Below are 24152 nucleotides of genomic sequence, written 5' to 3'. Positions count from 1 at the left end.
GGACGCGGTGGGGCTCCGGCACGGCCGGTGGCTGGCTCAGCGCGGGCTCGCGAGCCCCGCGATGAACCCGTGCGGCCCGTCGACGGCGCTGCCGAGCTGGCCGAGATCCAGGTCGAGGTCGAGCAGCCCCGTCGAGCTCCCCGCGGCATAGAGGGCGCCCGAGGCCCTGTCCGTCGCGACGGCCCGCAGGTCCGTGGCGCCGTCCCCTTCGAGCTTGGACGCCGCGACGAGGTTGCCCTCGGCGTCGAGCTTGAGGAGGAACCCCGCCTGCTTCCCCGCCGAGGCCGTGAGCTTCCCGGCCGCTCCCAGATCGATCACGCCGGTGAACAGCCCCGTCACGTAGATCGCGCCGGCGTCGTCCACCGCCACGCCGGCCGTGGTCTGGTCGGCCGTCGCGTCGCCGAACCCGCGGCTCCACGCGACGTGGTCGCCCGAGACGCGCGCGACGAAGACGTTGTCCGTGGCGCCCGCGTCGGGCATGCGCGGGCAGGTGTCCTGAAAGTCGAACGTTCCCGCGTAGTTGCCGGCGATCACGACGTCCCCGCCCTGGAGCAGCGCGGCCCCGTGCGGCGCGACCCTCGGCGCCCCGCCGAGCTTCAGCGTCGTGACGGCCTGGGGGGCGCCGTCGCGCGACGCGTAGCGCGCGACGAAGAGGCCGCGGCTCTCCGAGGTGACGGGCGCCTCCCCGCCGAGCGAGACGGCCCCGTTCGCCGCGTCGTAGTCGCCCACCACGGCCACCGCGCCGGACCCCGCCACCGCGCGGGCGGCGAGCGCTCGCACGGTCACGGCCTCGCGTGTCCCGAGCTCGCGGTGCCACGCGCACGCGCCCCGGGCCGGCGTGAAGGCGGCGACCAGCGCGGACCGCTCCGGAACGTCGGACCTGAGCTCGCACGCGCCGAACGCCTTGCCCTTGCCCAGCGTCTCGACGGCGACGACGACCGCGTCGGACGTCGCGGCGACGCCGCGCGCGGCGGTGCCGCCGTCGGCGTCGATGCTCCACGCCCAGGTGCATCGACCCGTTGCGTCGAGCGCCGCCACGAAGCTGGGCCGCTCGCCGTTCCCCGAGGGCGGGCCGATGCGGCAGCCGGAGCGCTGGCTCGACGGCAGCGAGGCGGTCTCCGCCGCCTCCCCGGCCACGTACGCCGCGCCGGCGGCGACGGCGAGGTGCATCCCCGAGACGCCGGGCGCCGACAGCGTGTACCCGGCTTCACGCGCCCCGCTGGCGCTCCACCGCGCGACGGTGAGCGAGGCCCCCTCGTTGACCACGGCCGTCACCGCGCCGTCCCCCGCCGCGATGTCGCGCACGTCGTCGCCGATCGTGTCGCCCCAGAGGCCCCGCGGCGCGACGGCGGCGGCCGGGTCGACCTGGTTGCAGGCCGGAGCCCCGCCGCCGCTGCCCGCGCCGTCCCCGCCGCCCGCGCCCGCGCCGTCGTCCCCGCCCGCACCCGCGCCGCCCGCACCCGCGCCGCCCGCGGACGAGCTGCTCGCGGACGGGGGCGCGCCGGCCCCGGTCCCCGCCGGGTCCTCCTCGCCGACCTCGAGGCCGATGAGCGTGTTGCAACCTCCCGCCACGGCGGCGAGCAGCGCGGCGCAGGACGCGACCTGAACCTTCCTGAGAGCACATTTCATTACTGTGCGTGCTCTATTACATGCCGCCGCCGGCCTCGCCATCGGTCCAGCCTCGGCGCAATGCCAAGCTGAGCTGGGCGTGAGGTGCTGAGATCGAGGAGCGGAGCGCAGCGCAGTGCAGCCCTCGGGCGGGCCCCGTTCAGCGCAGGACATCGGCTGGAAATATATCCGTTGCCTGGGAATGCACACCCTCGATACCGGGGAGCGCCTTATGTGTTGATCGCGGCTCGCCTGATGCATGCCGCGGGGCGTGTGTTCCCTTGGCGAGCGGGGTTCGGGTGCGGTCGGGCGAGTGGGGGTCGGGGCGATCGCGAGTCGACGTGCGGTCAGCGCGTGATCGAGGGCGGCCGCTGCTTCAGGCGTGCGCTTGCGGGTCAGGGGATGCCCGTGAACCCCGCGATGAACGCGTGTGAATCCTGATCGGTGTCGCTGCCGAGCGGCCTTGGAAAGCCCAGGTCGAGGGTCCCCGTCACCGTGCCCGCGACGTAGACGGGATCTCTGGACACCCGGCCCGCCGCGACGGCCCACAGGGAGACGGGGTCGACGTCGTCGCCTCCGAGCTTGGATCCGGAGAGGATGTTGCCTCTGGAATCCATCTTGATCAGGAAACCGGCCGGCGTCCCCGGCACGGTCGTGAAGCTCCCGGTGTTGTCGAGGACGAGCTCGCCCTCGAACTGCCCCGTGACGTAGATCGAGCCGACCGAGTCCACCGCCACGCCCGTCGCGGTCTGGCTCGCCGTCGGGTCGCCGAACCCGCGGCTCCATGCCACGCCGTGGTCCGAGACGCGCGCGACGAAGAAGTTGTCGGTCTCGGCCGCGTCGGGGAGCTCCGAGCAGCCGTCCCCCCAGTCGAGGCGCCCGCGGTACGTGCCGACGATCACGACGTCGCCGCCCGGGAGCAGCGCGGCCCCGTGCGTCGCCACGAGCTGATCTCCCTCGAAGCTCAGCGTCGTGACCTCCCGCGGCGCGCCGTCGTTCGACACGTACCGCGCGACGAAGAGATCGCGGTCCATCGACTCGAACGGCGTCTCCCCGCCGAACGAGACGGGTCCGTTCAGCGTGTCGTAGTCGCCCACCACCGTCACGAGCCGCGATCCGGCCCTCGAGTCGGCGAGGACCACCTTCGGGGTCACGGGCCCCCGCGCCCCGAGGACCCGGCTCCACTGGCAGGCGCCGTCCGCGGGGCGGAGCGCGGCGAGCAGAACGGACTCCTGCGGGACGCCGCCCGCCGGCGCGCACCGCCCGAACGTCGTGCCCTCGGTCACCACCTCCACGGCCATGACGACCGACTCGGAGGTCGCGGCGAGGCCGCGCGTGGTGGCGCCGCCGCGAGAATCGACGCCCCAGGCCCAGCTGCACTTGCCTGCCGGATCGAGCGCGACCACGAAGCTGGGCTCGTAGGTCGCTTGCAGCACGGGGGCGCCGATGCGGCACGCGGTGAGCCCCTCGGACCTGGGCAGATCGAGCCCTTTCGTCGCGTCGCCGGCCACATAAGCGAAGCCTGGTCCGACAGCCAGGTGCGTGCCCCAGGCACCAGCTGCCGACAGCCCGTAGCCGGCGTCGCGCGCCCCTGCGGGGCTCCACCTCGCCACGGTGAGCTTCTCGCTGCCGTCCGCGGCGACCTCGTTGATGGCGGCCGTCGCCGTGCCCTCCAGCGCCGCGAGGTCGCCGATGTGGAAGCCGACCGTCTCGCCCCAGCCGGAAGGCGGCTCGGTGAGGACCTCGCCCCCAGGGCCGTCGCAGAACGGCCCCCCGGCCCCGCTGCCCGCGTCGCCGCCCCCGGAGCCGGCGCCCCCCGGGCCGGCGCCCCCCGGGCCGGCGCCCCCCGGGCCGGCGCCCCCGGGGCCGGCGCCGCCGCCGCCCGCGCTTCCCGTGGAGGACGCCGCGCTCGGGGCGGCGCCCGCGCCGGCCTGCGACGGGTCCAGCTCGCCGACCTCCAGCCCGATGAGCGCGTTGCAGCCTCCCGCCGCGGCGGCGAGCAGGCCGGCGCAAGACAGGACGGACCGGATCTTCCTACGATCGCGTTTCATCACCTCGGTTCTCCGTTGCGTGCAATCCTCGCGGCGGCCATCGCGCGGGCGCGGGCTCAATGGCAGGCCCTGATGGAGTCGGGATACGTGATCGTCGACTGGCAGAGGGCGTTGCAGTTGCCGAGCGGGCCCCGGCTTCCACACGCGACGTTCGCCAGGAACACGTTGGTCGCCGCCGTACAGACGAGGCCGGAGCAGCTGACCGCGGGGAACTCCCTCTCCTCCTCGCCGCTGCAGTCGTAATCGAAGCCGCCCCCGGACGAGATCGGCGTGTCGTAGAACACGCTGGGCTGGTTCGGGTGGACCAGCCTGTTGTTGTCGTTGCAATCGTTGCCGCCCTCGCACGCGGTCGACCGGTAGCCGTCGCTGTCGACGTCGCAGTCGACGACGCCGCCGCCGGAGCCGGTGGCTGCCGAGCCGCTGCCCGAGGTCGCCGCGCCAGCGCCCGAGCTGGAGGCGGCCGGGCCGCCGCCCGAGGCCGCGCCGCCGTCGCCGCCGCCGCCCGAGACCGCCGCGCCGCCGTCGCCGCTGCCGCCCGAGGTCACCGCGCCGCCGTCGCCGTCGCCGCCGCCCGAGCCCGCCGCGCCGCCGCCCGAGCCCGCCGCGTCCGAGGACCCGGCCGCGGTGCTCGGGGACGCGGAGGCAGAGCTCGCGCCGCCCGCGCCTGCGCCCGCGGAGCCGGTGTCCCCGACGACGACGACGTCCGGGAAGCCGCACCCTCCGCTCAGCGCGGCGCCTGCGGCGGGAAACACGGCGAGCGCGAGACCGAAGCAAGGAGGAATCGAGCGCATCCCTCGATGGAACCCGTCGTTCCCCCCGGCGTCAACCGGCGGTCGGCCCGCGCCAAACGCCGATCCGGACATGGGCGCCGGCGGTCCGGTCGCAGCGCCTGAGCTCGCGTGCGGGGATGTCGTGAGCTCTCGGCGCGGCGTGCCGCGCGCGGCGCGCCGCCATCACAACAGGCCGGCGAGCCGAGCGATAAACCCCTCTCCCTTCTCCGCGATGGGGTGATCGCTGGGCACGAGGTAGAAGGACTTCGTCATCTGACCGGCAATGTAGAGGGGATCGCGCAGCGTCGGACCCGGCGCGACCCGCCACGTCCACACGGTCTCCTCGCCCACGAGCGCGGAGGACGAGAGGACGTTGCCGTGCTCGTTCATCACGATCAGAAAGCTCGCGATCTGACCCGGCGGGGCGGTGAGCGGCGGGCCGTTCCCCAGGTCGATCTCGCCCTCGAGCGTCCCCGTTACGTAGATCGAGCCCTGCTCGTCCACCGCCACGCGGGTGACCAGCTGATCTTCCACCTCGTCGCCGAACCCGCGGCTCCAGAGCACCTGTCCATCCGAGACACGCAGGACGAACGTGTTGTCCTTCTCTCCCGCGGGCGGCATCGACGGGCACTGGTCGTCCTCGAAATCGAAGGACGGACCGGAGTAGGTCCCGGCGATCACGACGTCGCCGTCCTCCATCAGCGCGGCCCCGTGCCGCGCCGCGGCCTGGCGGCCCGGCGCGTTGATCGTGGTGACGTCCCTCAGGCCGCCGTCGGCCAGCCGGACGCGCGCCACGAACAGGTCGCTGTCCAGGGAGCGGGGGAGCGTCTTCCCCTGCATCGCGATGGCGCCATCCGGGGCGCTGTAGTCGCCGATCACCAGCACATCCATCGCCCGCGGATCGACGACGAGCGCCGCGATGCGCACCACCTCCCACGGCCCGAGCGCCTGGCTCCACCGGCATGTCCCCGAGGGGGTCATCGAGATGAGCTCCGCCACGGCATTGTTGGCGCCGGACCCGAGCGTGCAAGCGCCGCTGCTCGTGGTCGGGGCCCCTGACAGCGATAACGCGAAGAGGACCGACTCGGGCGTCGCCACGAGGTCGAGCGGCGTGGTGTTGGACACGGCGTCCACGCTCCAGGCCCATTGGCACGCGCCTTTCTCGTCGAGCGCGGCCACGAAGCTCACCCTGGGGCTGAGATCCGCCTTCGCGCTGATCTGACATCCGCCCGTGAGCACCGGCGTCTCGGCGCCCGGCTCCGCCGAGCCGGCGATGTAGGTGTTCTCCCCGCCGATGGCCAGACGTTCGCCCCGGATGCTGCCTGTCACGAGGGTCGCTTCCATCCCGTAGCCGCTGTCGAGGGCGCCGGCGTCGGTCCACCTCGCGACGGAGAAGGTTTGCGGGCCGTTGACGAGGGCCGTCACCGTGCGAGCGCCCGCCGCGATGTCGACGATCTCCCTTCCGGCCAGCGCGCCCCACTCTCCCGCTGGGGGGTCGCCATCTCCCGCGCGGACGTAGCTGCAGAGCGCCTCTTCGCCGCCGCCGCCACCCCCCGCGCCGCCCGCGCCGCCTCCATCCCCCGCGCCGCCCGCGCCGGCGCCGTCGCCCGCGCTGCCGCCGTCGCCCGACGACGCGCTCGACGAGGTCGCTCCCGCGCCGCCCGTCGAGGGATCCAGCTCGCCGACCTCGAGACCGATGATCGCATTGCAGCCCGCGGCGGAAGCGGCGGCGAGCAGCCCGGCGCCGCACAGGGCTCGAATCCCTCCGACAGCGCGCTTCATCACTTCGGTCCCCCGCCGCGCGGCGCCGTCGAGGTCGCCGCAGAGAGACCGCCATCGCCGGATCTGCGGTTTGCACGCAGGTCGTCGCTCCGGCCGTCGAAGAGGTCTGGACGCATGCCCCGATGAAAGCCGCCGCTCTCCCGGGCGTCAACGGCCCGCCGGAGCGCCTTTCGCGGCGCTCCGGTCGCAGCCTGTGAGGCGTCGTGGGAGCCGCTCGTCAAAACACGACGGTCGCCACGGCGCCCCCGGGCACCACGCCGAGCGTCGCCCGCGGGGCCGAGGACGTCTGCGCCGGGCTGGGCGCCGTCAGGACGAGCACCGCCCCGGCGCCCAGCGCCGCCGCCCCCGCGACGAACGCGACCGTCGAGATCGTTCCAAAGGTGACGCCCTGCTCCTGCAGCGCGATGCCCTGCTGCGTGCAGCGGTTGCGCCCGTCGCAGTACTCCTCCGCGTCGCCCTTCTTTGCGAGCGCGTTCAGCCCGAACACGGCGCCGAGCCCGAGCCCGACCACGCCCACGCCGCCGCTGATCCACCCGGCCGTGCGCCAGGGGAAGCCGCCGGCCTCCCGCGGGGCCTCCTTCGGGGGGAGCGCGGTCCCCGCGCCCCCTCCGGCCGCTGCGGGCTCCTCCGGCGCGACGAGCAGCTCGACCTGCTCGCCCTCGGCGAGCCGCGCGGTGAACGTCTTCTGCATCCGGCCCGGCGCCGTCGCCGTCACGTGGATCTCGCCGGGATCCACCGGGAGCGGCGTGCCCAGCGAGCCCGCGCCGACCGGCAGCCCGCCGCGCTGGACCGCGGTGTCCGCCGGCGCGCCGGGCGCGAGCCGGATGACGAGCCTCGGCACGCGGCCCTCCAGCGCCGCCGCGCGCGCCTGCGCGATCGGCCGCCGGTCGTCGGTCGCCGGCAGGTCGCGCGCGAGCTGCCGGAAGACCGACCACGCCGTCGCCACCTTGCCGCGCTTCTCCTCGCAGTCGCCCAGGTTGAGCAGCGCCCCGGGCGCCGGATCGAGCTCGTAGCTCTCCCGGAGCTTCGCGCACGCGGTCTCGTAGTCCTTCGCCTGGAGCGCCGCCCTGCCGGCGTCGAACAGCACCTCCGCGGCCGCGGGATCGCGCGGCTGCGCGGATGCGCCCGGGCTGGCGAGCAGCACGGCCCCTCCCGCGGCGAGCACCCCGGCTCGGAATCGTCGTCTGCGTGAGCTCAATCCTGGCATCCGTGCGACCTCAACGTCTCCGGTTGTAAGGGTCCTCCGCCGGCGCCGGCGCGGGAGGTGTCTTCGCCGGCGCGGTGGACGGCGCGGCGGGCCCCCGCGGCCTGCCGCCGGCGGGCCTCGTGCTGGGGCCGGGCGGCGAGGGGGGCGCATGCGAGCTCGCCGGCGCCGCCGATGCCGATGCCGACGTGATCGGTGGCGCCGGCGACGACGGCGCCACGGCCGGTACGTCGGCGCCGGACGCCGCGGGCTCGACGCCGGACGGCGTCGCGTGGATCGGCGCCTCGGGCGCGCTCGGGGCGCCCGCGGAAGGCCGCGGCTCGGCCTCGACCGCCGAGGCGCTCGCCGGGTCCGCCGCGTCGCCGGGGGTGCGCGAGCCGAGCCACACGAGGACCGCGCCCACCATCGCCAGGGCCACCACGGCGGCGCCCGCGAGGAGCGCGCCCATGGCCGCGCGCGGCGCCGCGCGGGGCGCGCCGGCGGGGCGCTCCGGCAGGACGGCGCCGCTCGCCGTGCCCATCGCGCCGAACGCCGGCCCCCGCGGCCCGCTGCCCGGGGCGTGCGCCGGCGCCGGCGGGCGCGCGGGGTCGCCGAAGAAGCCTGGGGCCTGCTGCGCCGAAAGGCGCGCGGGCTCGGGGAACGAGGCCGGCGTGTGCGCCTGCACGGGCGGGCGCCCGAGCTCCGAGAAGGGAGCGCGCGGGGGGAGCTCGATCGCCGCGCCGCTCCGCGCCTGGCGGAGCGCGTGCTGCATCGCGCGCGCGTTGGGCCAGCGCCGGTCCGGGTCGAACGCGAGCGCCACGTCGAGCACGCCCGCGATCGCGGGCGGGAGCCCGGGGACCACGCTCGCGACGGGCGGCGCCGGCTGGGTCATGGCCGCGAGCAGGAGGAGCGGCAGCGTCTCGGCCTCGTGCACGTACCGCCCCGAGAGCAGCTGGAACATCGTGCTCCCGACGGCCCAGAGGTCGGTGCGCGCGTCGACCCGGTCCCACTGCCCCTTCGCTTGCTCGGGCGGCATGAACTGCGGCGTGCCCATCAGGGTGCCGGCGCGCGTGGTCGCGTTCACCGGGCTCGCCGCGAGCTCGCGCAGCCGCGCGATGCCGAAGTCGAGCACCTTGAGCTGGCCCTGGCGCGTGAGGAACAGGTTGTCGGGCTTGAGGTCGCGGTGGACGATCCCGCGCTCGTGCGCCGCGGCGAGCACGTCGAGCAGGTCGTCCGCGATGCCGAGCACCTCGGCGACGGGGAGCACCCCGGTCGGCTCGCGCATGCGGCGCGCCTCGACCGTCTCGCCCTCGAGCAGCTCCATGACCAGGAACACCGCGCCGTCCTCGGTGACGTCGTCGTCGAGCACGCGGACGATCCCGGGGTGGTCCACGCGGTTCGCGACGTAGCCCTCGCGCAGGAACCGCGAGCGCGCCTCCTCGTCCTCCGAGAGCTCGCGGCGGAGCAGCTTCACCGCGCCGCGCATGCCGTTGCGGTGCGTGCCGGCGTAGACCACGGCCATCCCGCCGAAGCCCAGCATGCGATCGAGGCGCCACTTGCCGCGGAGGACCCGGCCGACCAGCGCCTCCGCCCACAGGCCTTCCGACTCGGCGCGCGTCATGGGCGAGGACCACCCGCTGACCTGGCCCCGCGAGGTGTCACCTCGTCGGCGAGGCCCTCGGGCCCCAGGGGAAAGGGAAGGCGGACGGGAGCGCGTGGCATGACGGCCGCATGTTACCCCGGTCCGGCGCGCCGCGGCGCGAAACCGTCCAAGGTCCGTGCGCCGGCGCGGGTCCTCGGCGCTCGCGCGCAGCCTCGACCCCCTTGACGTCGCCCGCGCGCGGGGACACGTCGCTCGCCTCGCGAGGGCCCGGACATGCGGCAGGCGGTGAGCAGCGCGGTATCGATTCTCCTCGTCGCCGTGGCGTCGATTCATTGCGGCGGCGCCGGCGCCGCGGACGGCCCGCGCCACGCCGCGGGTCACGAGCAGCGGCCTTTGGGCCCAGAGCACGGCCACGGGGCGCACGGCCACGGAGCGCACGGCCACGGAGCGCACGGCCACCGGCCCTCGCCGGGCGGGCCTGCGACGGACCCGCGGGACGACGAGCTCCGCGCGGTCGCCGCGATCCACGGCGGGGCGGGGCCGTGGGCGGTCGCCGGCTACCGGATGGGGAGGTACGCGATCGCGAAGCTCGGGCTCGCGCAGGGCAGCTTCGACCTCGAGGTCGTCCACCACAGCCCGCGGAACGTGCAGTTCTCGTGCATCGCGGACGGCGCCGCCGCGGCCACCGGCGCGAGCCTCGGCAAGCTGAACCTCAGCCTGGTCGAGGCGACCGAGGCCGGCGTCGAGACGACCTACCGGCGCAAATCGACCGGACAGGCGATCACCCTCCGTCCGTCGGCGGCCTTCCGCGCGCGTTTCCGTGATGTGCCGAGGGAGAAGCTGGGGCCGGCCGGCAGGGAGGTGCTCTCCTTGCCTGACGCCGAGGTGTTCGAGGAGGTGAGGACGCCTCCGGCCAGCTCGCCGGAGTGACGCGCCCGCCCTTCGCTCCGTCGCCCGGGACACGGCCCCTTCGTGGCGGCCGTGCCCCGGCGAGTATCCCGGGAGGGGTCTCCGCGGGAGCGCGCCTCAGTACACCTCGACCTCGTTCAGCCGGGCGTAGACGGGCTGTGCGTCCGGGCCTCGCCGGCAGAGGACACGCAGGCGATCGCTCGTGACCGCGGGGAACGTGTCCGTGCGGAGCGCCTGCGTGTTGCCGGTGACCGCGAGGATGGTTTGCCAGCTGGTGCCGTTCCAGGACTGGAGGTCATAGTCCCGGATCGGGTACGAGGCGGTCGTGTACACCCGGACCTGGGAGAACGTCCTCGGCGCGCCGAAGTTGAGGTCCACCCACTGCGGCAGGCCGCCGCCCGGCGAGGACGCGGACAGGTTGGCCCAGCTGGTCGCTCCCCCCAGCGCGGTGCTGCGGTCGCCGTCGTTGATCCGGGCGGCCGAGTACCCGCCGAAGGTGGACTGCGCCGTGACCGTCGCCCCGGTCGCGAGGTTCGACACCACGGCCGTCCCGCGCTCCCAGTCGAACTTGACGCGCGTCGGCTCCGTGTTCGTGCAGCTCGTGAGCATGGCGGAGCCCGAGGGCTGGAAGCTCACGCACTGGCCGCTGTCGGCGTTCACCAGCTGGACGACGCCCCCGCCGAGCTGGACCACCTCGAAGAGCCCCTTGTCGCCGTAGCCGCACGGCCGCGTCACGGCGGGCGCGTTCGTGAAGTCGGCCGCCGCGAGGCACTCGGACGTGCCCAGGAACTGGAGCCGCACGAGGTTGTCGCCGAACGGGAGGAGCTCGAAGGACGGGAGGCTGCCGGCGCAGCTCGCGACGCCCACGGTCCCCGGGCCCGTCCTCACGAGGCAGTTGTCGTTGTCGGCGTCCCACACCGACGTGTCCATGGCGGTCACGCACTCCGAGCCGTTCCACTTCGTGAACGACGGGCAGGCCGAGATCGCGACGCTCTTGGTCTGGGTATGCCCGCTGCTGACCGCGAGCGAGACCGAGTACGTGTTCCCGGGCACGAGCTCCAGGCCGCGCTGCTTGGCGAAGGCGCGGACGTCGAGCTTGCCGAGGTCCTTGACCTCGGCCGCGCCGAGCGCGCCCTGCGCGAGCGCCCCGCCGGGGCCCTGCACGGTCAGCGTGTACACGTTCCCGGCGGTGCACGAGTCCGCGCCGTTCAGCAGGATGTCCCCGTCGTGCGCCACGCCGACGGTCGCGCTCGCGCTGTCGTTGATCGTGAACGAGCTCTGCCTCCCGCGGACGAAGAGCCGCTTGCGCGTCTCGTTCCACGGGTCGGCGGCGAGCTTCACGCTGTAGTACGCGTTCGGCTGCAGCGAGAGGCCGTGGTAGCTCAGGAAGCCCGCCAGGTTGACGCGGTTCTCGAGCAGGAACGGGAAGTTCTGGCCCATCGGGATCCACTGGTTCGCGCCCTCGTACCACGCCGCCATGTCCGCGCTGGTCCGGCCCACCTCGACGAAGAAGTGATCCTGCGCGCGCTGCACGTGGCTCGACGTCGCGTACAGGTTGCGCGCGTCGATCATGATCGCGTCGTCGTAGCAGGCCGTCACCTCGTTGCGGGCGTCCTTGTTGATCGCGAAGGCGGAGGGGACGACGCAGACCGTGCCGTCCGACACGAAGCCGCTCGGGCAGTCGTTCACCCGCGAGACGCTGAAGCGCACGTTGACCTTGACCGGGCCCCCGACCATCTCGAGGATGTTCGTGTCGCCTTCCTTCGGGAGCGAGCGGTTGAGCTCCCAGATGTTCCTGCCCGCGTTGAAGCAGTAGCGGAGCTCCGGATCGTGCGGATAGAGCGAGGTGTGGACGCTGTTGAACCCGTCGTCGTACTCGTTCACCTTGATGCGCACGTTGAAGCAGTTGCCCTCGCGCTGCTCCACGAGGATGTCCTCGAAGCGGCCGATGTGGATCTGCTCGCCGTTCGCCCGCTTGTAGGTGTCGCCCGTCGTGTTCAGGCCGCCCGACGTGTCGGTGCGCGACACGCCGAACCCGTACTTGAAGTCGCCCTTGCCGATGTTGTCGCCGTCGTTCACCACGTCGATGCGCTCGAGCGTGACGCGCAGCTTGTCGGCGCTGAGGTGGCAGTCGGGCACGGTGTAGCGGCTGGCGTACGCCAGCTTGAGCACGTTGTCCGTGGCGAGGTGGTTGACCTTGTACGAGAGCGGCAGGCCCGGGTTGCTCGGGGACCACTGGGCGCCTTGGTTCAGGTACGTTTGCAGCGCGGTCATCACGTCGCTGCTGTTGCCCGGCGCCATCACGGCCATCGCGAGCGTCGGGTTGCCGCCGAGCGCGGCGACCTTGAGTGAGCTCTGCGAGAGCAGCTGCCTCTGCTCGAACCCCAGGTTGACGCCGAACTGCCCGCCGTTCTGCTCGAACTGCGCGTTGAGCGCCAGCTTGACCGTGCTCTCGTCCGCGTTCGACCGGATGCGCATGATCAACATGCGTCCGTACGACACGTTCTGGATGTAAGCCGGCGGGTTGCGCGGCGACATCGTGAGCGCGGCCTCCTCCGGCTTCACGCTGTCGGCGAACTTCAGCGCCTTGTTCGGGTTCTCCCAGTCCTGCACGGACACCGTGTAGAACTTCTGGCGGAAGTACACGTAGAGATCCGTGCGCGTGTGCGACTCGCTCAGCGAGAAGTCGAGGCCCAGCTTGGCCTTCGCCCACTCGGCGTCCACGCCCGCCTCGAGCAGGGTCTCGTCGAGCTTGCGGACGTCCTCGACCTCGTACTGGAAGTCCGCGGCGGTGAAGGTGCCGCCCGCGCCGGCGGCCTGGAAGATCTGGGCGACGGCGCTGTCGACGTTGCCCGAGTTGAAGACGCTGACGGCGCGCGAGAACAAGGGGGGCGTGCTGCCGGGCGCGATGTTGATGGAGTTCACCGCGACGGTCCCGCCGGACCGGGGCAGCCCCACGAGCTCCAGGATCCCGCTCTCCACGCTGTCGCCCTGGATGATGGCGCCCGGGAAGAGGACGCCGGCGTTCGGGCTGTACGCGGAGATCTCGTCGGTGTTCTTGACCTCGTCGACCTCCCGGTAGGTGCACTTGAAGGTGCCGGTGTTGCGGTACTCGAAGCTCGACCAGTCGCCGAGCTCGGTCTGCTCCTCCGGCGTCGCCGTGATATCGGCCGTGTTGTAGATGATCTCGTTGATGCCTTCCTCGCGCGGGGTGTTGCCGATGGCCTGCTGCGCCTCCCCGACGCCGAGTTCCGGCGCGCCCTCGCCTCCGGCCTCGTCCGCGCCCTCGGGGGCGAAGCAGGCGGCGAGCAGCGGCAGGATGATGAAGGCGCACGTTCTCAAGATGGACCTGTGGTGTCGCATGATTCCTCGTTTCAGGCGTCGTACGGCGGAGCGGTGGCGCCGCTCCCCTCGAAGAGAGTGTTTGTCAGCTCTTGATGTGATTCGAAATTGCCAGTTTGCGACAGGCGATGATCTCTAGACGTCAGCTCGCTCCGTCGCGCGCCGGGGCCGAGCCCGGCGCGGCCGTCCTGTCATGGGCGCTCGGTCCGGGCGGGGCTCAGCGGCAGGTGAAGGTGAACCGGCAGTCACCGGACAGGCAGTGGCTGTCCTTCGTGCACGCGCCGCCCCGGCCGCGCTTGTCCATGCACTTGCCCTCGTTGGCGCCCCAGCCGCAGAACTGGTTCGCGCCGCAGTGCTCGTCGTAGCGGCACATGCAGACCTGGCTCGTGTCGCCGCAGCGGTTCGTCGGGCACTCCTCGTTCACCCGGCACCCCGCCCCGATGGGCTTGGATCCGGGCGTGTAGCACCAGCCCGAGCCGGCGATGAAGCCGCCGCAGTGGCCCGACGCGCACTGGCTGTCGCGGGTGCAGATCTGATGATCCGCCTTGCCGGCCACGCACTCGTTGTCGCCGCCGACCCCTGGCGTCCTGATCGCGCAGTAGGTCCCGCTCCCGCAGTCGGCGTCGTCGTTGCAGACGCAGCGGCCGGGGATCGCGTTGCAGGCGACGGCCGTGCACTGGCCGCTCTCGCACTCCTCGTTGAAGCGGCAGCTCCCCCCGAGCTCCTGGAAGCCCGGGCAATAGGCCGCCCCGCATTTGGTCGGGTAGGCGAGCTCCCGCTCCTCCGCGGTCGCGAACGGCGCGATGCCGCCCTCGTCGAGGTCCGTGGCGGGGTCGGCCATGCCGGCGCGCGGGCCCGCCGCGCGCTCCCACATGCGGATGAACGACTCGGCCGAGGACCGGAGTCCCGACGTGTCCACGCCGAGGCGCTCCAGGTCGGCCACGAGATCGGGCAGGAGGCCCTCGTGCGCCAGCCCCTTCTCGTCGAACTCCGTGCCGAGGGGCGCGGGCCCGTGCTCCCGCTCGTCGCGGGCCTGGCAATCGGCCTCGGCCTGGAACGCCGCCGAGCAGGCGCCGTCCTCGCCGAAGCGCGGCCGGGTCTGCTGGATGAACCCGTTGAGATCGGCGCCGAAGGCCATCGGGACCTTCAGCCCGCGCCGCCCGTACTCGTACGCCTGGGCGAAGGAGCGCGACGAGCCCTGACAGCTGTTCAGGACCGGCGTGCGCGAGTATTGCTTCGTCTCGTCGTGCGCGGTGCGCAGGCCGAAGATGCCGCCGGTCTGCCGGAGCATCCGGATCACCCGCGCCGGCGTGGACTTCTCCGTCTCCGCGACCTTCGGGCCCATGATCTCGCGGAAGTGCCCGTGGGAGATGTACATCGGGTAATAGCTCCGCGACTGCGCCAGCTCGAACACGCGATTGACGCCCCGCTCGGCCATGTGGGCGACGTCGATCAGCATCCCCCGGTCCATCATCTCGCCGACGAGCGCCTCGCCGAGCGGCGTCAGCCCGCGCATGTTGTTGCACTGCGCGTCGACGTCCATGCCGAGCGTCACCCCCGCCAGGGTGGCGTCGCAGTCGGTGTCGATGAAGCAGTTCTCGGTGTACTGCGCGAACTGGAGGATCGGGTTGTGCAGCGCCGCCCCGCCGAACGCGTTGTCGACCTGGTGCACCGGCTGCAGCGTCCGGACCCCGAGGGCGTGGTACTTGTCGAGCGCGGCGCGCATCTTCGCCGCGTCGACGTCGCGGCCGAACAGGTGGCTCGCCTCGATCGACAGCACGATCGCCAGCTTGCCTGCCCCGATGATCTGCCGGGCGTGCGCCGGCGAGAGCGCGACCTCCATCCAGCTCGAGTTCCGCGCCACGAGCGCGTGGGTCATCTGCAGCTGGAGGTCGACGTCGACCATCTCGTCGCAGGGCCGTTCGCGGTTCTGCTCCGGCAGGATCGAGCAGAGCCAGTCGAAGCTCACCGCGGACATCACGATGAGGTTCAGGCCGCGATCGTGCGCGCTGCGCAGCCAGTCCACGTGGCCTTGCTGGTGAGCGATGGTGTCCCAGCGCGGCCACCCCTCGCCGAGCTCCGACCGGTTGAGGTGCAGCCCGGTGTCGCCGTCGGTCCCCTCGATCATGCCCATCGCCTCGGAGCCGACGACGCCGCCGCCCAGGCCGACGAGGGCCGACAGCGTGCCGCCGGTGGAAAAATCCAGCATGGTTGACTGGGGACACCTGTCGAGCAGCTCGCTGAGGTTCTGGCGGAGGCGCGCGTGGTCGCTCTCGGGCATGCCGCCGTCGCAGTCGTCGAGCGCGCCGTCGTGTTTGCCGTGCAGCCATCCGCCGCCGAAGGCCTCTTCGGACATCATGTGGAAGTGCAGGTCCGCGAACCCGCTGATCGCGGGCGCGGCGAGGGCGCCGAGCGGCGCCGGCGCCTCGGCGAGCTCGCCCGGGTCCCCGCCGACGAGCTCTCCCATCGAGTCGTCGGGGGGCGGCGCGACCGCGGAGTCGCAGCCGAACGGCAGCAATGCGACGGCGGCCAGGATCGCTGTCGCGAAGCGGCGCGCGCGGCGTGTGCGGCCCGGACGCGGGGTTGCGCCGGATGAGGTCGACTGAGCACGTTGCGGGAGATGGTCGGGGCAGGTCATCGGAAGAGCATCCTGGGACGGTGGTTTGGCGTCGTCCTGGGAGTCTATGGCCCCGAGGCATCTCCGTTATGGTCGCGCGGCCGATCGAGCGGTTTACATTTTGCGACACGCTCGCATAATGCGCCATCGTGCCGGCACAAGGTTCAAGCTCATCGGGGTCGACGGAGTTCTTGCGGGTGCTTGCGGCTGCGGCGGAGCGGGACGGGGTCGAGGTCGAGGAGGTCCGGCGCGAGGTGGCGCTCCCGAGCGGGTTGCTCGAGAAGCGGGGCGTCCGTATCCCGATCGCCACGGTCCGCCGGGTGTGGAACGGGTTCACGGACCGGGCGGCGGGTCCGCTCCTGGCGCTCCGTGCGGCCCGGCAGCTCCCCATGGGCAGCCTCGACCTCCTGGACTACCTCGCGCAGACGAGCACGACGGGGGAGGAGGCGTTCGAGCACCTGACGCGGTACTTGCCGCTGCTCGCGGACGCCGGGCGCGTCTGGATCGAGGGCGACCGGCAGCGGCTGCGGGTCCGTCACGCGTCGCCCGGCGGCCTCCCGTCGCTGTCGGAGCTCCTGTTCGGGCTGATCGTCGCGCGCAGCCGGGAGCTGTTCGGTCCGGCCACCGCGCCGCAGCTGGTCCAGTTCGCGCACCGCCCCTCGGCCCCGGTCAGCGTGTACGAGGAGGTGCTGGGCGCCCCGGTGCGGTTCGGGGGCGGCTTCGACGATCTCGTCTTCGATCGCGACGTCGTCCGGGCGCCGATCGCCAGCCGCGACCCGGCGCTCCGGGGCATCCTCATCGCGCAGGCGGACGCGGCGCTCGCCCGCCTCGACCTGCGCGGGGTGATCGAGCGCGTCGAGCCCGAGGACGACTTCGTGGCGTCCTTCCGGCACGCGCTGTCGCAGGCGCTCGACGCGGGCGATCCCAGCCTGGCCCGGATCGGCGAGAGCTTCGGGATGAGCGCGCGGACGCTGCAGCGGCGCCTCTCCGCGGCGAGCGTCAGCCACCGGGAGCTGCTCCAGGAGCTGCGGCTGGAGCGGGCGCGGCGCGCGCTCGGCGGCGCCCAGGCCAAGGAGGTGTCGGAGGAGCTCGGGTACTCGAGCCCGAGCGCCTTCCATCGGGCGTTCAAGCGGTGGACGGGGGTGACGCCGGGGGCGGTGGCCGCGGCGCCGGGAGCGGTGGCCGCGGCGCCGGCGGGGGTGGGCTGGGGCGGGCTGCAGGGCGGCGACGGGGAGCAGGCGGCGGCGCGGCGGCCCTAGGACTGCGGCGGCCAAGGAGGAAGTACCGTGGAGCGCCGGTAGCGCCGCGGCAGCGCCGAGGGGGCGACGACGCGCCGCGCTCGGCCTACGACGTCCTCCGCCGCGCGGTGGAGGACGGCGCCACGTACGGCTGGCGACGGGCGCACAAGCACACCGACACGCCTGAAGAGAACGCGATCGTCGACCAGATCATCCAGGGCGTCCTCAACGAGGTCTGCGAGTACTTCGACTTCGACGACGAGGACTGCCCGGCTTGATCGGGTCATCCCTCTTTGCGGCGGTAATGCAGCGCGACCTGGCCGGACTTCAGGCGGCTCGTCGAGACGAGCTCGAGGCGCCGCGAGGGCTCCAGGCCCTGAAACAAGGTTGGCCCGTGGCCGGCGATGACGGGGTGGACGACGAGACGGTACTCATCGATCAGCCCCAGCCGTTCGAGCGCCGCCGAGAGCGTGGGACTGCCCACGAGCACGCCTTGCGGGGTCTTCTCCTTCAGCTGCGTTACGGCCTCACGCAGATCCCCCTCGACGCGGAAGGTGTTGTTCCACGGGAAGTCGCGGCGCGAGGCCGAGACCACATACTTCGGCTTGGCCTCCAGCTTGCGCGCCCACTCCCGCATCGCGCGTGGCGCGTTCTCGTCGCGCGCCACCGCCGGCCAGGCGCTCTCCATGAGCTCGTACGTGACGCGCCCCCACAGCATCGCCCCGGCTGCGTCCATCAGCTGCGTGAAGTGGTCGTGCAGCTCGTCGTCCGCGATCCCCTCGCGATGGTCGCAGCACCCGTCCAGCGTCACGTTGAGTCCGAAGGTCAAGAGGCCCATGGCGCCGATCTACCACGGCGGAGCAGCCGGCAGGAGACTTCCGGTCGCTGGCGCTCGAGCGACGCGGCAGCGGGATGTTGCGGGATGTGGGATCGCGACATCCCGCACCACATCCGCAAGGAAAGCCGAGCGACGGCGCGGGCCTTCGGCGACTGCGGGATGTGGTGCGGGAGAACAAACCCGGCATCCCGCACATCCCGCAGACGCGCTGCCTCCGTCAGGCGAGCTGTTCGGTGCTGACCTCGACGACGTGGGGAGGGTCTTTCGTGAAGTCGCTGTACCGGATCCACGTCGGCCGCACGCGCACGTGAGTGATGCCCGGCCACGAGAGTCGATCGCGTCCATCCGGGTACGCCACGAAGTAGCACTCCCGCACGCGCTCCAGCTCCGTGCCGGCTGGGAAGTCGGCGACGCCCTCGATCTGCGCGGTGATCTCATCGTCCCAGCCGATCACGAGGGCGATGCGCGGGGCCGCGCGGAGGTTGCGGTACCTGCGAGGCAGAGAAAACCGTTGCGATGGCGATGAAGGTCGTCGTGCCGAGCTACCGGACAGGCAAAGGAACATCCGATGTGATCAGCTTCGCCGAGACGACTCGGGCTTCCGCGGCCGTCGCAGGACAGAGCCAGCTCGCCTTGTCGATGAACCGCACCGTCCGATCGAGCCTGCCCTTCCAGCAGCGCGGGGACGATCTTCCGCAGCTCCGCGGCGATCTGGCGGGGTCCGGCGGCGGGGGCGGCAGCAGTCGAAGCCGTTCGGCGACGCGTCCACACAGCGGCCGTGTCAGGCCGCGACGAGCCCGCCGTCGATGGGCAGGGCGACCCCGGTCACGAACGACGCTTCGTCGCTCGCCAGGAAGAGGGCCACCCGAGCCGGCTCGATCGGGTCCGCGAACCGGCCGATCGGGTGGCTCGCGAGGACGTGTCGCTCCACGGCCCCATCCTTTATCCACCTGTCGAACATCGCGGTGTGCGTGCCCCCAGGGCAAATCGCGTTCACCCGCACGTTGCGAGCGGCGAAATCGATGGCCGCGGCCTTGGTCAGCCCGATGACGCCGTGCTTTGACGTCACGTACGCGGACAGACCAGGCGTCGCCACGAGTCCTCCGACGGAGGACGTGTTGACGATCGCGCCCCCGCCGGCCTTGAGCATCTCCGGGATCTGGAACTTCATCGACAGGAAGACGCCCTTCAGGTTGATGTCGATCACGCGATCCCACTCGTCCTCCTCGAGCTCGGGCACGCTCTTGACGGTTTGCTCCACGCCTGCATTGTTGAACGCGACGTCGAGCCGCCCGTACCTCTTCACGGCGGCTGCGACCATGGCGGCGCAGTCGGCCGCGCGCGACACGTCCGTCGGAACGAAGATGGCTTCTCCCCCTCGGGCGACGATCTCCGCGGCCGTCCTCTCGCCCTCGGCCACCCGGCGGGCGGCGATGACCACCTTGGCGCCCTCCTGGGCGAACAGCAGCGCTGCGGCCTTGCCGATCCCCATGTTTCCACCCGTGATGAGCGCGACTTTATCTTGCAACCGTCCCATAGGGTTCGCTCCAGATCTGTGGGCCTGATGAACGACAGGCCATGTCATGCCAGCGCGCGGCGCCGAGGCGCTCTGCCGCGCGTCGAGGAGGGCAGCGCCCGAGTCGAAACGCAGCGAATCGCCTGCGCTCGCGACGTCCTTCAGCTTCGCGCGCAGGTGGGTCGAGGATGAAGACCCGCGACCTCGGGACGGAGCATGTCCACCCTCCGCCGGCGCGGCTTGGGCAAAATTGACGGGACCCGCGCAGCGCGCGATCCACGGAGATGGGCCTGGCGCAGCGCTCTTTGGCCCACTAGGATCCGGAGCATGCCGAGCGCTCTGCCAGCCTGCGATCCGGACGAGCCGCTGCGCATCGAAATCGTGCAACCGAAGGCGCTCTCCGGCGTGACCGTGGCCCGCTGCCGCGGCGATGCCCGGCGCCACCGCTCCGTGAAGGACCGCTTCGCCTCGGTCTCCTTCACGGCCGGCCAATGCGCGTGGTGGGCGCGCGGGCGCACGTGGACGGCGAAACCGGGCGCGCTCGCGCTCATGCTCCCGGGTGAGGTCCATCGCGAGGAGAGCCGCGATGGGCCGGCGCGCTTCCAGGTGGTGCTCTTCAACGACGCGCTGGTCAACGAAGCGCGTCTCTCGCTCGGAGGCCGGCCCTTCGCGCCCCCGCGAAGCCTGTTTCTCGAGCGCGGAGAGCCCGACGGCGCGCCGCTCCTCGCCCTGCACGCGCTCGTCCGCGAGGGCGACGCCGAGCCCCTCGCGCTCCAGACCGCGCTCGCCGAGTCGCTGCGCTCCGTCGTCGCGCTCACCAGTCGGGGTCACGCCGAGCGCGGACGCCCGTACGTATGGGGCGCTCCCCTGCGCCGCGCGTTCGAGCTCATCCGCGAGCGCTTCGTCACCGCGCTCTCTCTCGACGAGATCGCGCTGCACGTAGGGCTCGACAAGTTCCAGCTCATCCGCGCGTTTCGCGACCAGCTCGGCGTGACGCCGTATGCCTATGTGACGCAGCTGCGCATCGGTCGCGCCCGAGCGCTCCTCACGCGGGGCGTGCCGCCGTCCGAGATCGCCGCGCGCGTCGGCCTCTACGACCAGAGTCAGCTCAACCGGCATTTCAAGCGCATCGTCGGCATCACGCCGGGACAGTTCGCGCGTGCCGTGGTGTGAGCGCGCCTCGCAGCGCTCGGCTCGCCCTGGATCGGAACAACCCCGGCATCTCGCTCCAATCGAGCACCAACCCCGCGGATCGAGCCCGCTGCTGACGGCCCTCTCGGTTACGGAGTGGCCCTCAGCAACGGCGTGATGTCCGGATCCGCCTTCTGCATCGCGCGCTGATACGCGGGGCGCGCGCCGATCCGCTGCAGATAAGCCAGGATGTTCGGCCACGGCGAGAGATCGTACGGCTTGAACAGCCGCATGGTGGTCAACGAGAACACCGTCATGATGTCCGCCGCCGTCAGCTCCGGACCGGCGAGATAAGGCGCCTCACCCAGACGTTTCTCCACCGTGGAGAAGACCAGGTTGAACTGCCCCTTCGCCGCCTGCAGCACCGCGTTCTTCTCGGACGGATCGACGCGCTCCAGGTACCGCACCCGCAAGACGACCGGCTGCAAGGTCCCGTTGGCGAAGTGGAACCAGTAGAGGTAGTCGGCGAATCCAGGCTGGCCGCGCTTCACGGCGAGCCGTCCGTCGCCGTAGGTCGCGAGCAGATAGTCAACAATCGCCCCGGACTCGCCGAGCACCAGCGGCCCGTCGGTGATGATCGGCGCCGTCCCCATCGGGTGCAGCGCCTTGTATTCCGGCGGCGCCAGCATGTTGTCCTTCCGGCGCTCATACCGTTTCAGCTCGTAGTCGAGCCCAAGCTCCTCGCAGAGCCAGACAATCCGCTCCGACTGGGAACGCCCGAGGTGATGCACGGTCAGCGTGGTGTTCGTCATGAGCTCATTGTACGGCTGCACGCCGCGGGATGCTTGCCGGTAGCTCTTTGCTTCTTGCTCGATCCTCTCCCGTAGACAAAAAAGCGCCATGGTGCTACGTTCGCCGCGTGAACCTGGCGGATCTCGCCGAGCTCGCTGCGCGCCATCTCCCTCGCCCGGATGGCCGCGTTAGCCAGTACGTGCGGCCGCTGAAGAACCTCGGCATCCTCCGGCACCACCGGCCCACATCGTTCGAAGCCGCGGTCTACGAGCCGGTCCTTGGCCTCGTACTCCAGGGAAGAAAAGAAACGGTGCTAGGTGCCGATTCGTTTCCGATGGGCGTTGGCGAGTGTCTGCTCATCAGTCACGACCTTCCGGTGATCGCGCGCGTCACGAGAGCCCCGTACCTCGTGCTGCTCTTCGATGTCGAGCTGGACACGCTGCGCGACCTGTACGAGGCCATCGCCGACTCGCTTCCCTCCACCGCGCAGCCTCGCTCGCTCGCAGTCCACACCTGCGATGCCAAGCTCGTCGACGCGCTCCATCGCTACCTCGCGCTCGCGGGTGCGCGGACGGACGCGGCGGTGCTTGGTCCGCTCGTCTCGCGCGAGATCCACTACCGGCTCGCGACGGCGCCGTTCGGCGGCATGTTGCGCGATCTGATCCGCCATGACAGCCACGCCAGCGCGATCGCGCGCGCGATCGCACAGCTGCGGCGCGACTTTCGATCGCCCGTCGAGGTCCCCAAGCTCGCGCGCAGCGTCGGGATGAGCGCGCCTTCGTTTCACAAGCACTTCAAGGCGATCACGGCGTCGTCGCCGCTCCAGTATCGAAAGGGCCTGCAGCTCCTCGAGGCCCGCCGCCTCTTGCGCGCCGGCACGCTCTCGGTCTCCGCGGCGGCGTTCGACGTCGGCTACAAGAGCGTTGCACAGTTCAGCCGCGATTACACGCGCAAGTTCGGTGCTTCGCCGAAGCACGACATCCCGGCAGTTTGATCGCTCTCACGTCTGCCGGTGCGCGGCTCAGGTGTCGAGGTGTGCAAGCGCGGTGATGATGCGTTCGGCGGTGTCGGCGGGCCAGGGAAAGACGCGGCTCACGGCACGTTGGTGTGCGAATCCGTGCAGGCCGAGCCACAGCGCGACCGCGTCGGCGACCGGGTCGGTGCTGGTGGAGTACCCGGCGGTGACGCAGCCGCCGAGGGCGTCGGTGAGGATTTTCAGGGCTTCTCGGCCGAGCGTGGTCAGGTCCCGCTCCGTCACGGAACTGTCGCCCAGGGTGGGCATCCAGAGGCCACCGAACATGGTGCGGTAGCGCTCTGGATGACTCCGGGAGAACTCCAGATACGCGTTGCAGACGGCGTACAGCCGCTGTCGTGGATCGTCGCTGGCCTCTTCCACGGCGCAGCGCAGCCTGTTCTCCAGCTCGGCGAAGGCCTGCTGCACGACGGCCAACATGATGGCCGGCTGGTCTGGGAAGTGGGGATAGATCGAGGGGGCGGCGATCCCGACCCGGCGGGCTACCGATCGCAGCGTGATGGCGCGTTCGTCGCCGGTCTCATCCAGCAGCTCGACCGCCGCAGCCACGATGTCGGCGCGCAGGCGGGCGCCCTCGCCGCGGCGGTTGCGGCCGCGGGCCGGTTTCGGTGCGGCCGACGCCGCCGTTCCGCTGTCTCCCATGGTGTTACCTTACACCTAAAAACTTATCGCCGTTAGCTTTCGCAAGCTCACGAAAAGTAATTAAGATCACAGAATGAAGCAGTTGCCGACCGCCTGCAGGTCCGCACCCGCGAGTTGCCTGCGCCGGCCAGGCCTTCGCCGGCCTGGAGGGCGCGCTGCGCTGCGTCGAGGCGGTCGGCGACGCCCCTCGGCGACTGCCCTCGGCGACGGAGTACGGCCGGCGCGGACCTCCGCCCGGCCGGCGAGAGCGCGCGGGCCAGCCGCCTCACGCCGCGTCCCGCCGCCGCCCAGGCGCCGGGACGCTTTTGTCACCGGCATCAGTTGACAAGCGTTAGGTGACGATCATAAGGTTACGCATGTAAGTCGATGCCGCTGGCGTCTCCTGCTTGCTTTCAACACCCCACCGTCTCGGCTCGTACCCATGACCCCGGAGGTTCCCGCCATGTCCATTGCCATCACCGCCACCACCAACGCCCTGCCCACACATGCTTCCAGTGCCTCCAGCGAGGTCGACAACCGCGCGACCTACATCAGCTTCGGACTCGCCTACTTCCTCGGCCACGGCGCCGCCGCGGTCTCCAAGGGAGCCAGCCCCCTGATCGTCCTGCCCAACTGGCTGCCCATGATGCTCCTGGGAACGGGGCTCGCGGTCGGCACCGTCTACGCCACCATCGCCGCCACCCGCGCCCAGCGCGGCGCGAGCAAGCCCGACGCCCTGTCCGGCAAGTTGCTCGGCGCTTCCTGGCTCAGCGCGTTCACCGCGCTGTTCCTCGCCATCACCGGCCTGGCGTACACCCTCGACATGCCCGACCTGCAGACCATGCTCTGGCCTACCGGCTCGGGCTTCATCGTCGGCCTGATCTACGTCAGCGAAGGCGCCGCCCGCCGCAACCTGCTGCACTACGGCCTCGGCACCTGGCTCGCCCTGATCTCCACCGCAGCGCTCTTCCTCGGCACGCCCGGCCTCTTCTGGGTCCTCGCCATCGCCGGCGGCGGCGGCTACGCCGTCGCCACGGTCCTCGAGCCCCGTCGCCTGACCGCGCGCGCGAAGCCCATGCAGCGCCCCTCCGGGATGAAGTGAAGGTGATGTGATCGCG

19 protein-coding genes are annotated in these 24152 nt (G+C 71.9%); 6 read left to right on the top strand and 13 right to left on the bottom strand.

The genetic code is table 11. From position 1 onward, the window contains the following. Positions 1-36 precede the first annotated feature (36 nt). The 6 genes from WMF43_RS32180 to WMF43_RS32155 all read right to left on the bottom strand — a co-directional run bounded on the left by WMF43_RS32180 (position 37) and on the right by WMF43_RS32155 (position 9015). Positions 37-1629 carry a hypothetical protein gene (locus WMF43_RS32180; protein ID WP_437670622.1) on the bottom strand — a complete coding sequence of 531 codons (1593 nt, stop codon included), beginning with the start codon at positions 1627-1629 and terminating at the stop codon, positions 37-39. 374 nt (positions 1630-2003) lie between these two features. Next, the gene (locus WMF43_RS32175; RefSeq protein WP_437670620.1) at positions 2004-3659 is read right to left on the bottom strand and encodes an SBBP repeat-containing protein; all 1656 of its coding nucleotides are present in this window, start codon (positions 3657-3659) and stop codon (positions 2004-2006) included. A gap of 56 nt (positions 3660-3715) precedes the next feature. Continuing rightward, positions 3716-4450, bottom strand: coding sequence for a hypothetical protein (locus WMF43_RS32170; protein ID WP_437670618.1), 735 nt, complete (start codon positions 4448-4450; stop codon positions 3716-3718). Between the two features lie 162 nt (positions 4451-4612). Beyond that, on the bottom strand, positions 4613-6211 hold the full coding sequence (locus tag WMF43_RS32165) for a hypothetical protein (protein ID WP_437670616.1): 1599 nt from the start codon (positions 6209-6211) through the stop codon (positions 4613-4615). 217 nt (positions 6212-6428) lie between these two features. Further along, positions 6429-7376: a tetratricopeptide repeat protein gene (locus WMF43_RS32160; RefSeq protein WP_437670614.1), complete on the bottom strand. Its 948-nt coding sequence runs from the start codon at positions 7374-7376 to the stop codon at positions 6429-6431. Between the two features lie 52 nt (positions 7377-7428). Next, positions 7429-9015, bottom strand: coding sequence for a serine/threonine-protein kinase (locus WMF43_RS32155; RefSeq protein ID WP_437670612.1), 1587 nt, complete (start codon positions 9013-9015; stop codon positions 7429-7431). A 267-nt stretch (positions 9016-9282) separates the two neighbouring features. Between WMF43_RS32155 and WMF43_RS32150 the strand changes: the two genes are divergently transcribed. Then, positions 9283-9927 (top strand): FmdE family protein, encoded by a 645-nt coding sequence (locus WMF43_RS32150; protein WP_437670610.1) that lies wholly within the window; start codon positions 9283-9285, stop codon positions 9925-9927. A 96-nt stretch (positions 9928-10023) separates the two neighbouring features. Here WMF43_RS32150 and WMF43_RS32145 read toward each other — a convergent pair whose 3' ends face one another. After that, positions 10024-13269 (bottom strand): thiol-activated cytolysin family protein, encoded by a 3246-nt coding sequence (locus tag WMF43_RS32145; protein WP_437670608.1) that lies wholly within the window; start codon positions 13267-13269, stop codon positions 10024-10026. Between the two features lie 196 nt (positions 13270-13465). Next, positions 13466-15715 carry a membrane dipeptidase gene (locus WMF43_RS32140; RefSeq protein WP_437670606.1) on the bottom strand — a complete coding sequence of 750 codons (2250 nt, stop codon included), beginning with the start codon at positions 15713-15715 and terminating at the stop codon, positions 13466-13468. A 347-nt stretch (positions 15716-16062) separates the two neighbouring features. Between WMF43_RS32140 and WMF43_RS32135 the strand changes: the two genes are divergently transcribed. Next, positions 16063-17124, top strand: a complete 1062-nt coding sequence (locus WMF43_RS32135) for an AraC family transcriptional regulator ligand-binding domain-containing protein (protein ID WP_437670605.1) — start codon at positions 16063-16065, stop codon at positions 17122-17124. 107 nt (positions 17125-17231) lie between these two features. Beyond that, positions 17232-17381 (top strand): hypothetical protein, encoded by a 150-nt coding sequence (locus tag WMF43_RS32130; RefSeq protein ID WP_437670603.1) that lies wholly within the window; start codon positions 17232-17234, stop codon positions 17379-17381. 5 nt (positions 17382-17386) lie between these two features. Here WMF43_RS32130 and WMF43_RS32125 read toward each other — a convergent pair whose 3' ends face one another. The 3 genes from WMF43_RS32125 to WMF43_RS32115 all read right to left on the bottom strand — a co-directional run bounded on the left by WMF43_RS32125 (position 17387) and on the right by WMF43_RS32115 (position 19478). Continuing rightward, the gene (locus WMF43_RS32125) at positions 17387-17941 is read right to left on the bottom strand and encodes a dihydrofolate reductase family protein (RefSeq protein ID WP_437670601.1); all 555 of its coding nucleotides are present in this window, start codon (positions 17939-17941) and stop codon (positions 17387-17389) included. A gap of 217 nt (positions 17942-18158) precedes the next feature. Then, on the bottom strand, positions 18159-18395 hold the full coding sequence (locus WMF43_RS32120; protein WP_437670599.1) for a hypothetical protein: 237 nt from the start codon (positions 18393-18395) through the stop codon (positions 18159-18161). A gap of 327 nt (positions 18396-18722) precedes the next feature. After that, positions 18723-19478, bottom strand: a complete 756-nt coding sequence (locus tag WMF43_RS32115) for an SDR family oxidoreductase (protein WP_437670597.1) — start codon at positions 19476-19478, stop codon at positions 18723-18725. A gap of 195 nt (positions 19479-19673) precedes the next feature. Between WMF43_RS32115 and WMF43_RS32110 the strand changes: the two genes are divergently transcribed. Further along, positions 19674-20630 carry a helix-turn-helix domain-containing protein gene (locus tag WMF43_RS32110; protein ID WP_437670595.1) on the top strand — a complete coding sequence of 319 codons (957 nt, stop codon included), beginning with the start codon at positions 19674-19676 and terminating at the stop codon, positions 20628-20630. A 107-nt stretch (positions 20631-20737) separates the two neighbouring features. Here the strand turns inward: WMF43_RS32110 and WMF43_RS32105 are convergent, their stop codons facing one another. Beyond that, positions 20738-21400 (bottom strand): glutathione S-transferase family protein, encoded by a 663-nt coding sequence (locus tag WMF43_RS32105; RefSeq protein ID WP_437670593.1) that lies wholly within the window; start codon positions 21398-21400, stop codon positions 20738-20740. A gap of 107 nt (positions 21401-21507) precedes the next feature. Between WMF43_RS32105 and WMF43_RS32100 the strand changes: the two genes are divergently transcribed. After that, a complete protein-coding gene (locus WMF43_RS32100) occupies positions 21508-22374 on the top strand; it encodes an AraC family transcriptional regulator N-terminal domain-containing protein (protein ID WP_437670592.1) in 867 nt (288 codons plus the stop codon). A 27-nt stretch (positions 22375-22401) separates the two neighbouring features. Here the strand turns inward: WMF43_RS32100 and WMF43_RS32095 are convergent, their stop codons facing one another. Beyond that, positions 22402-23055: a TetR/AcrR family transcriptional regulator gene (locus WMF43_RS32095; protein WP_437670590.1), complete on the bottom strand. Its 654-nt coding sequence runs from the start codon at positions 23053-23055 to the stop codon at positions 22402-22404. A gap of 442 nt (positions 23056-23497) precedes the next feature. On the opposite strand from WMF43_RS32095, the gene WMF43_RS32090 reads away from it, so the two are divergent. Then, positions 23498-24136: an ABC transporter permease gene (locus WMF43_RS32090; RefSeq protein WP_437670588.1), complete on the top strand. Its 639-nt coding sequence runs from the start codon at positions 23498-23500 to the stop codon at positions 24134-24136. The last annotated feature ends 16 nt before the right edge of the window (positions 24137-24152 follow it).

The organism is Sorangium sp. So ce131 (assembly GCF_051519095.1).
GTDB lineage: Bacteria > Myxococcota_A > Polyangia > Polyangiales > Polyangiaceae > Sorangium.
The sequence above is the reverse complement of the archived record's forward strand: the minus strand, read 5'-3'. Positions and strand labels throughout refer to the sequence as shown.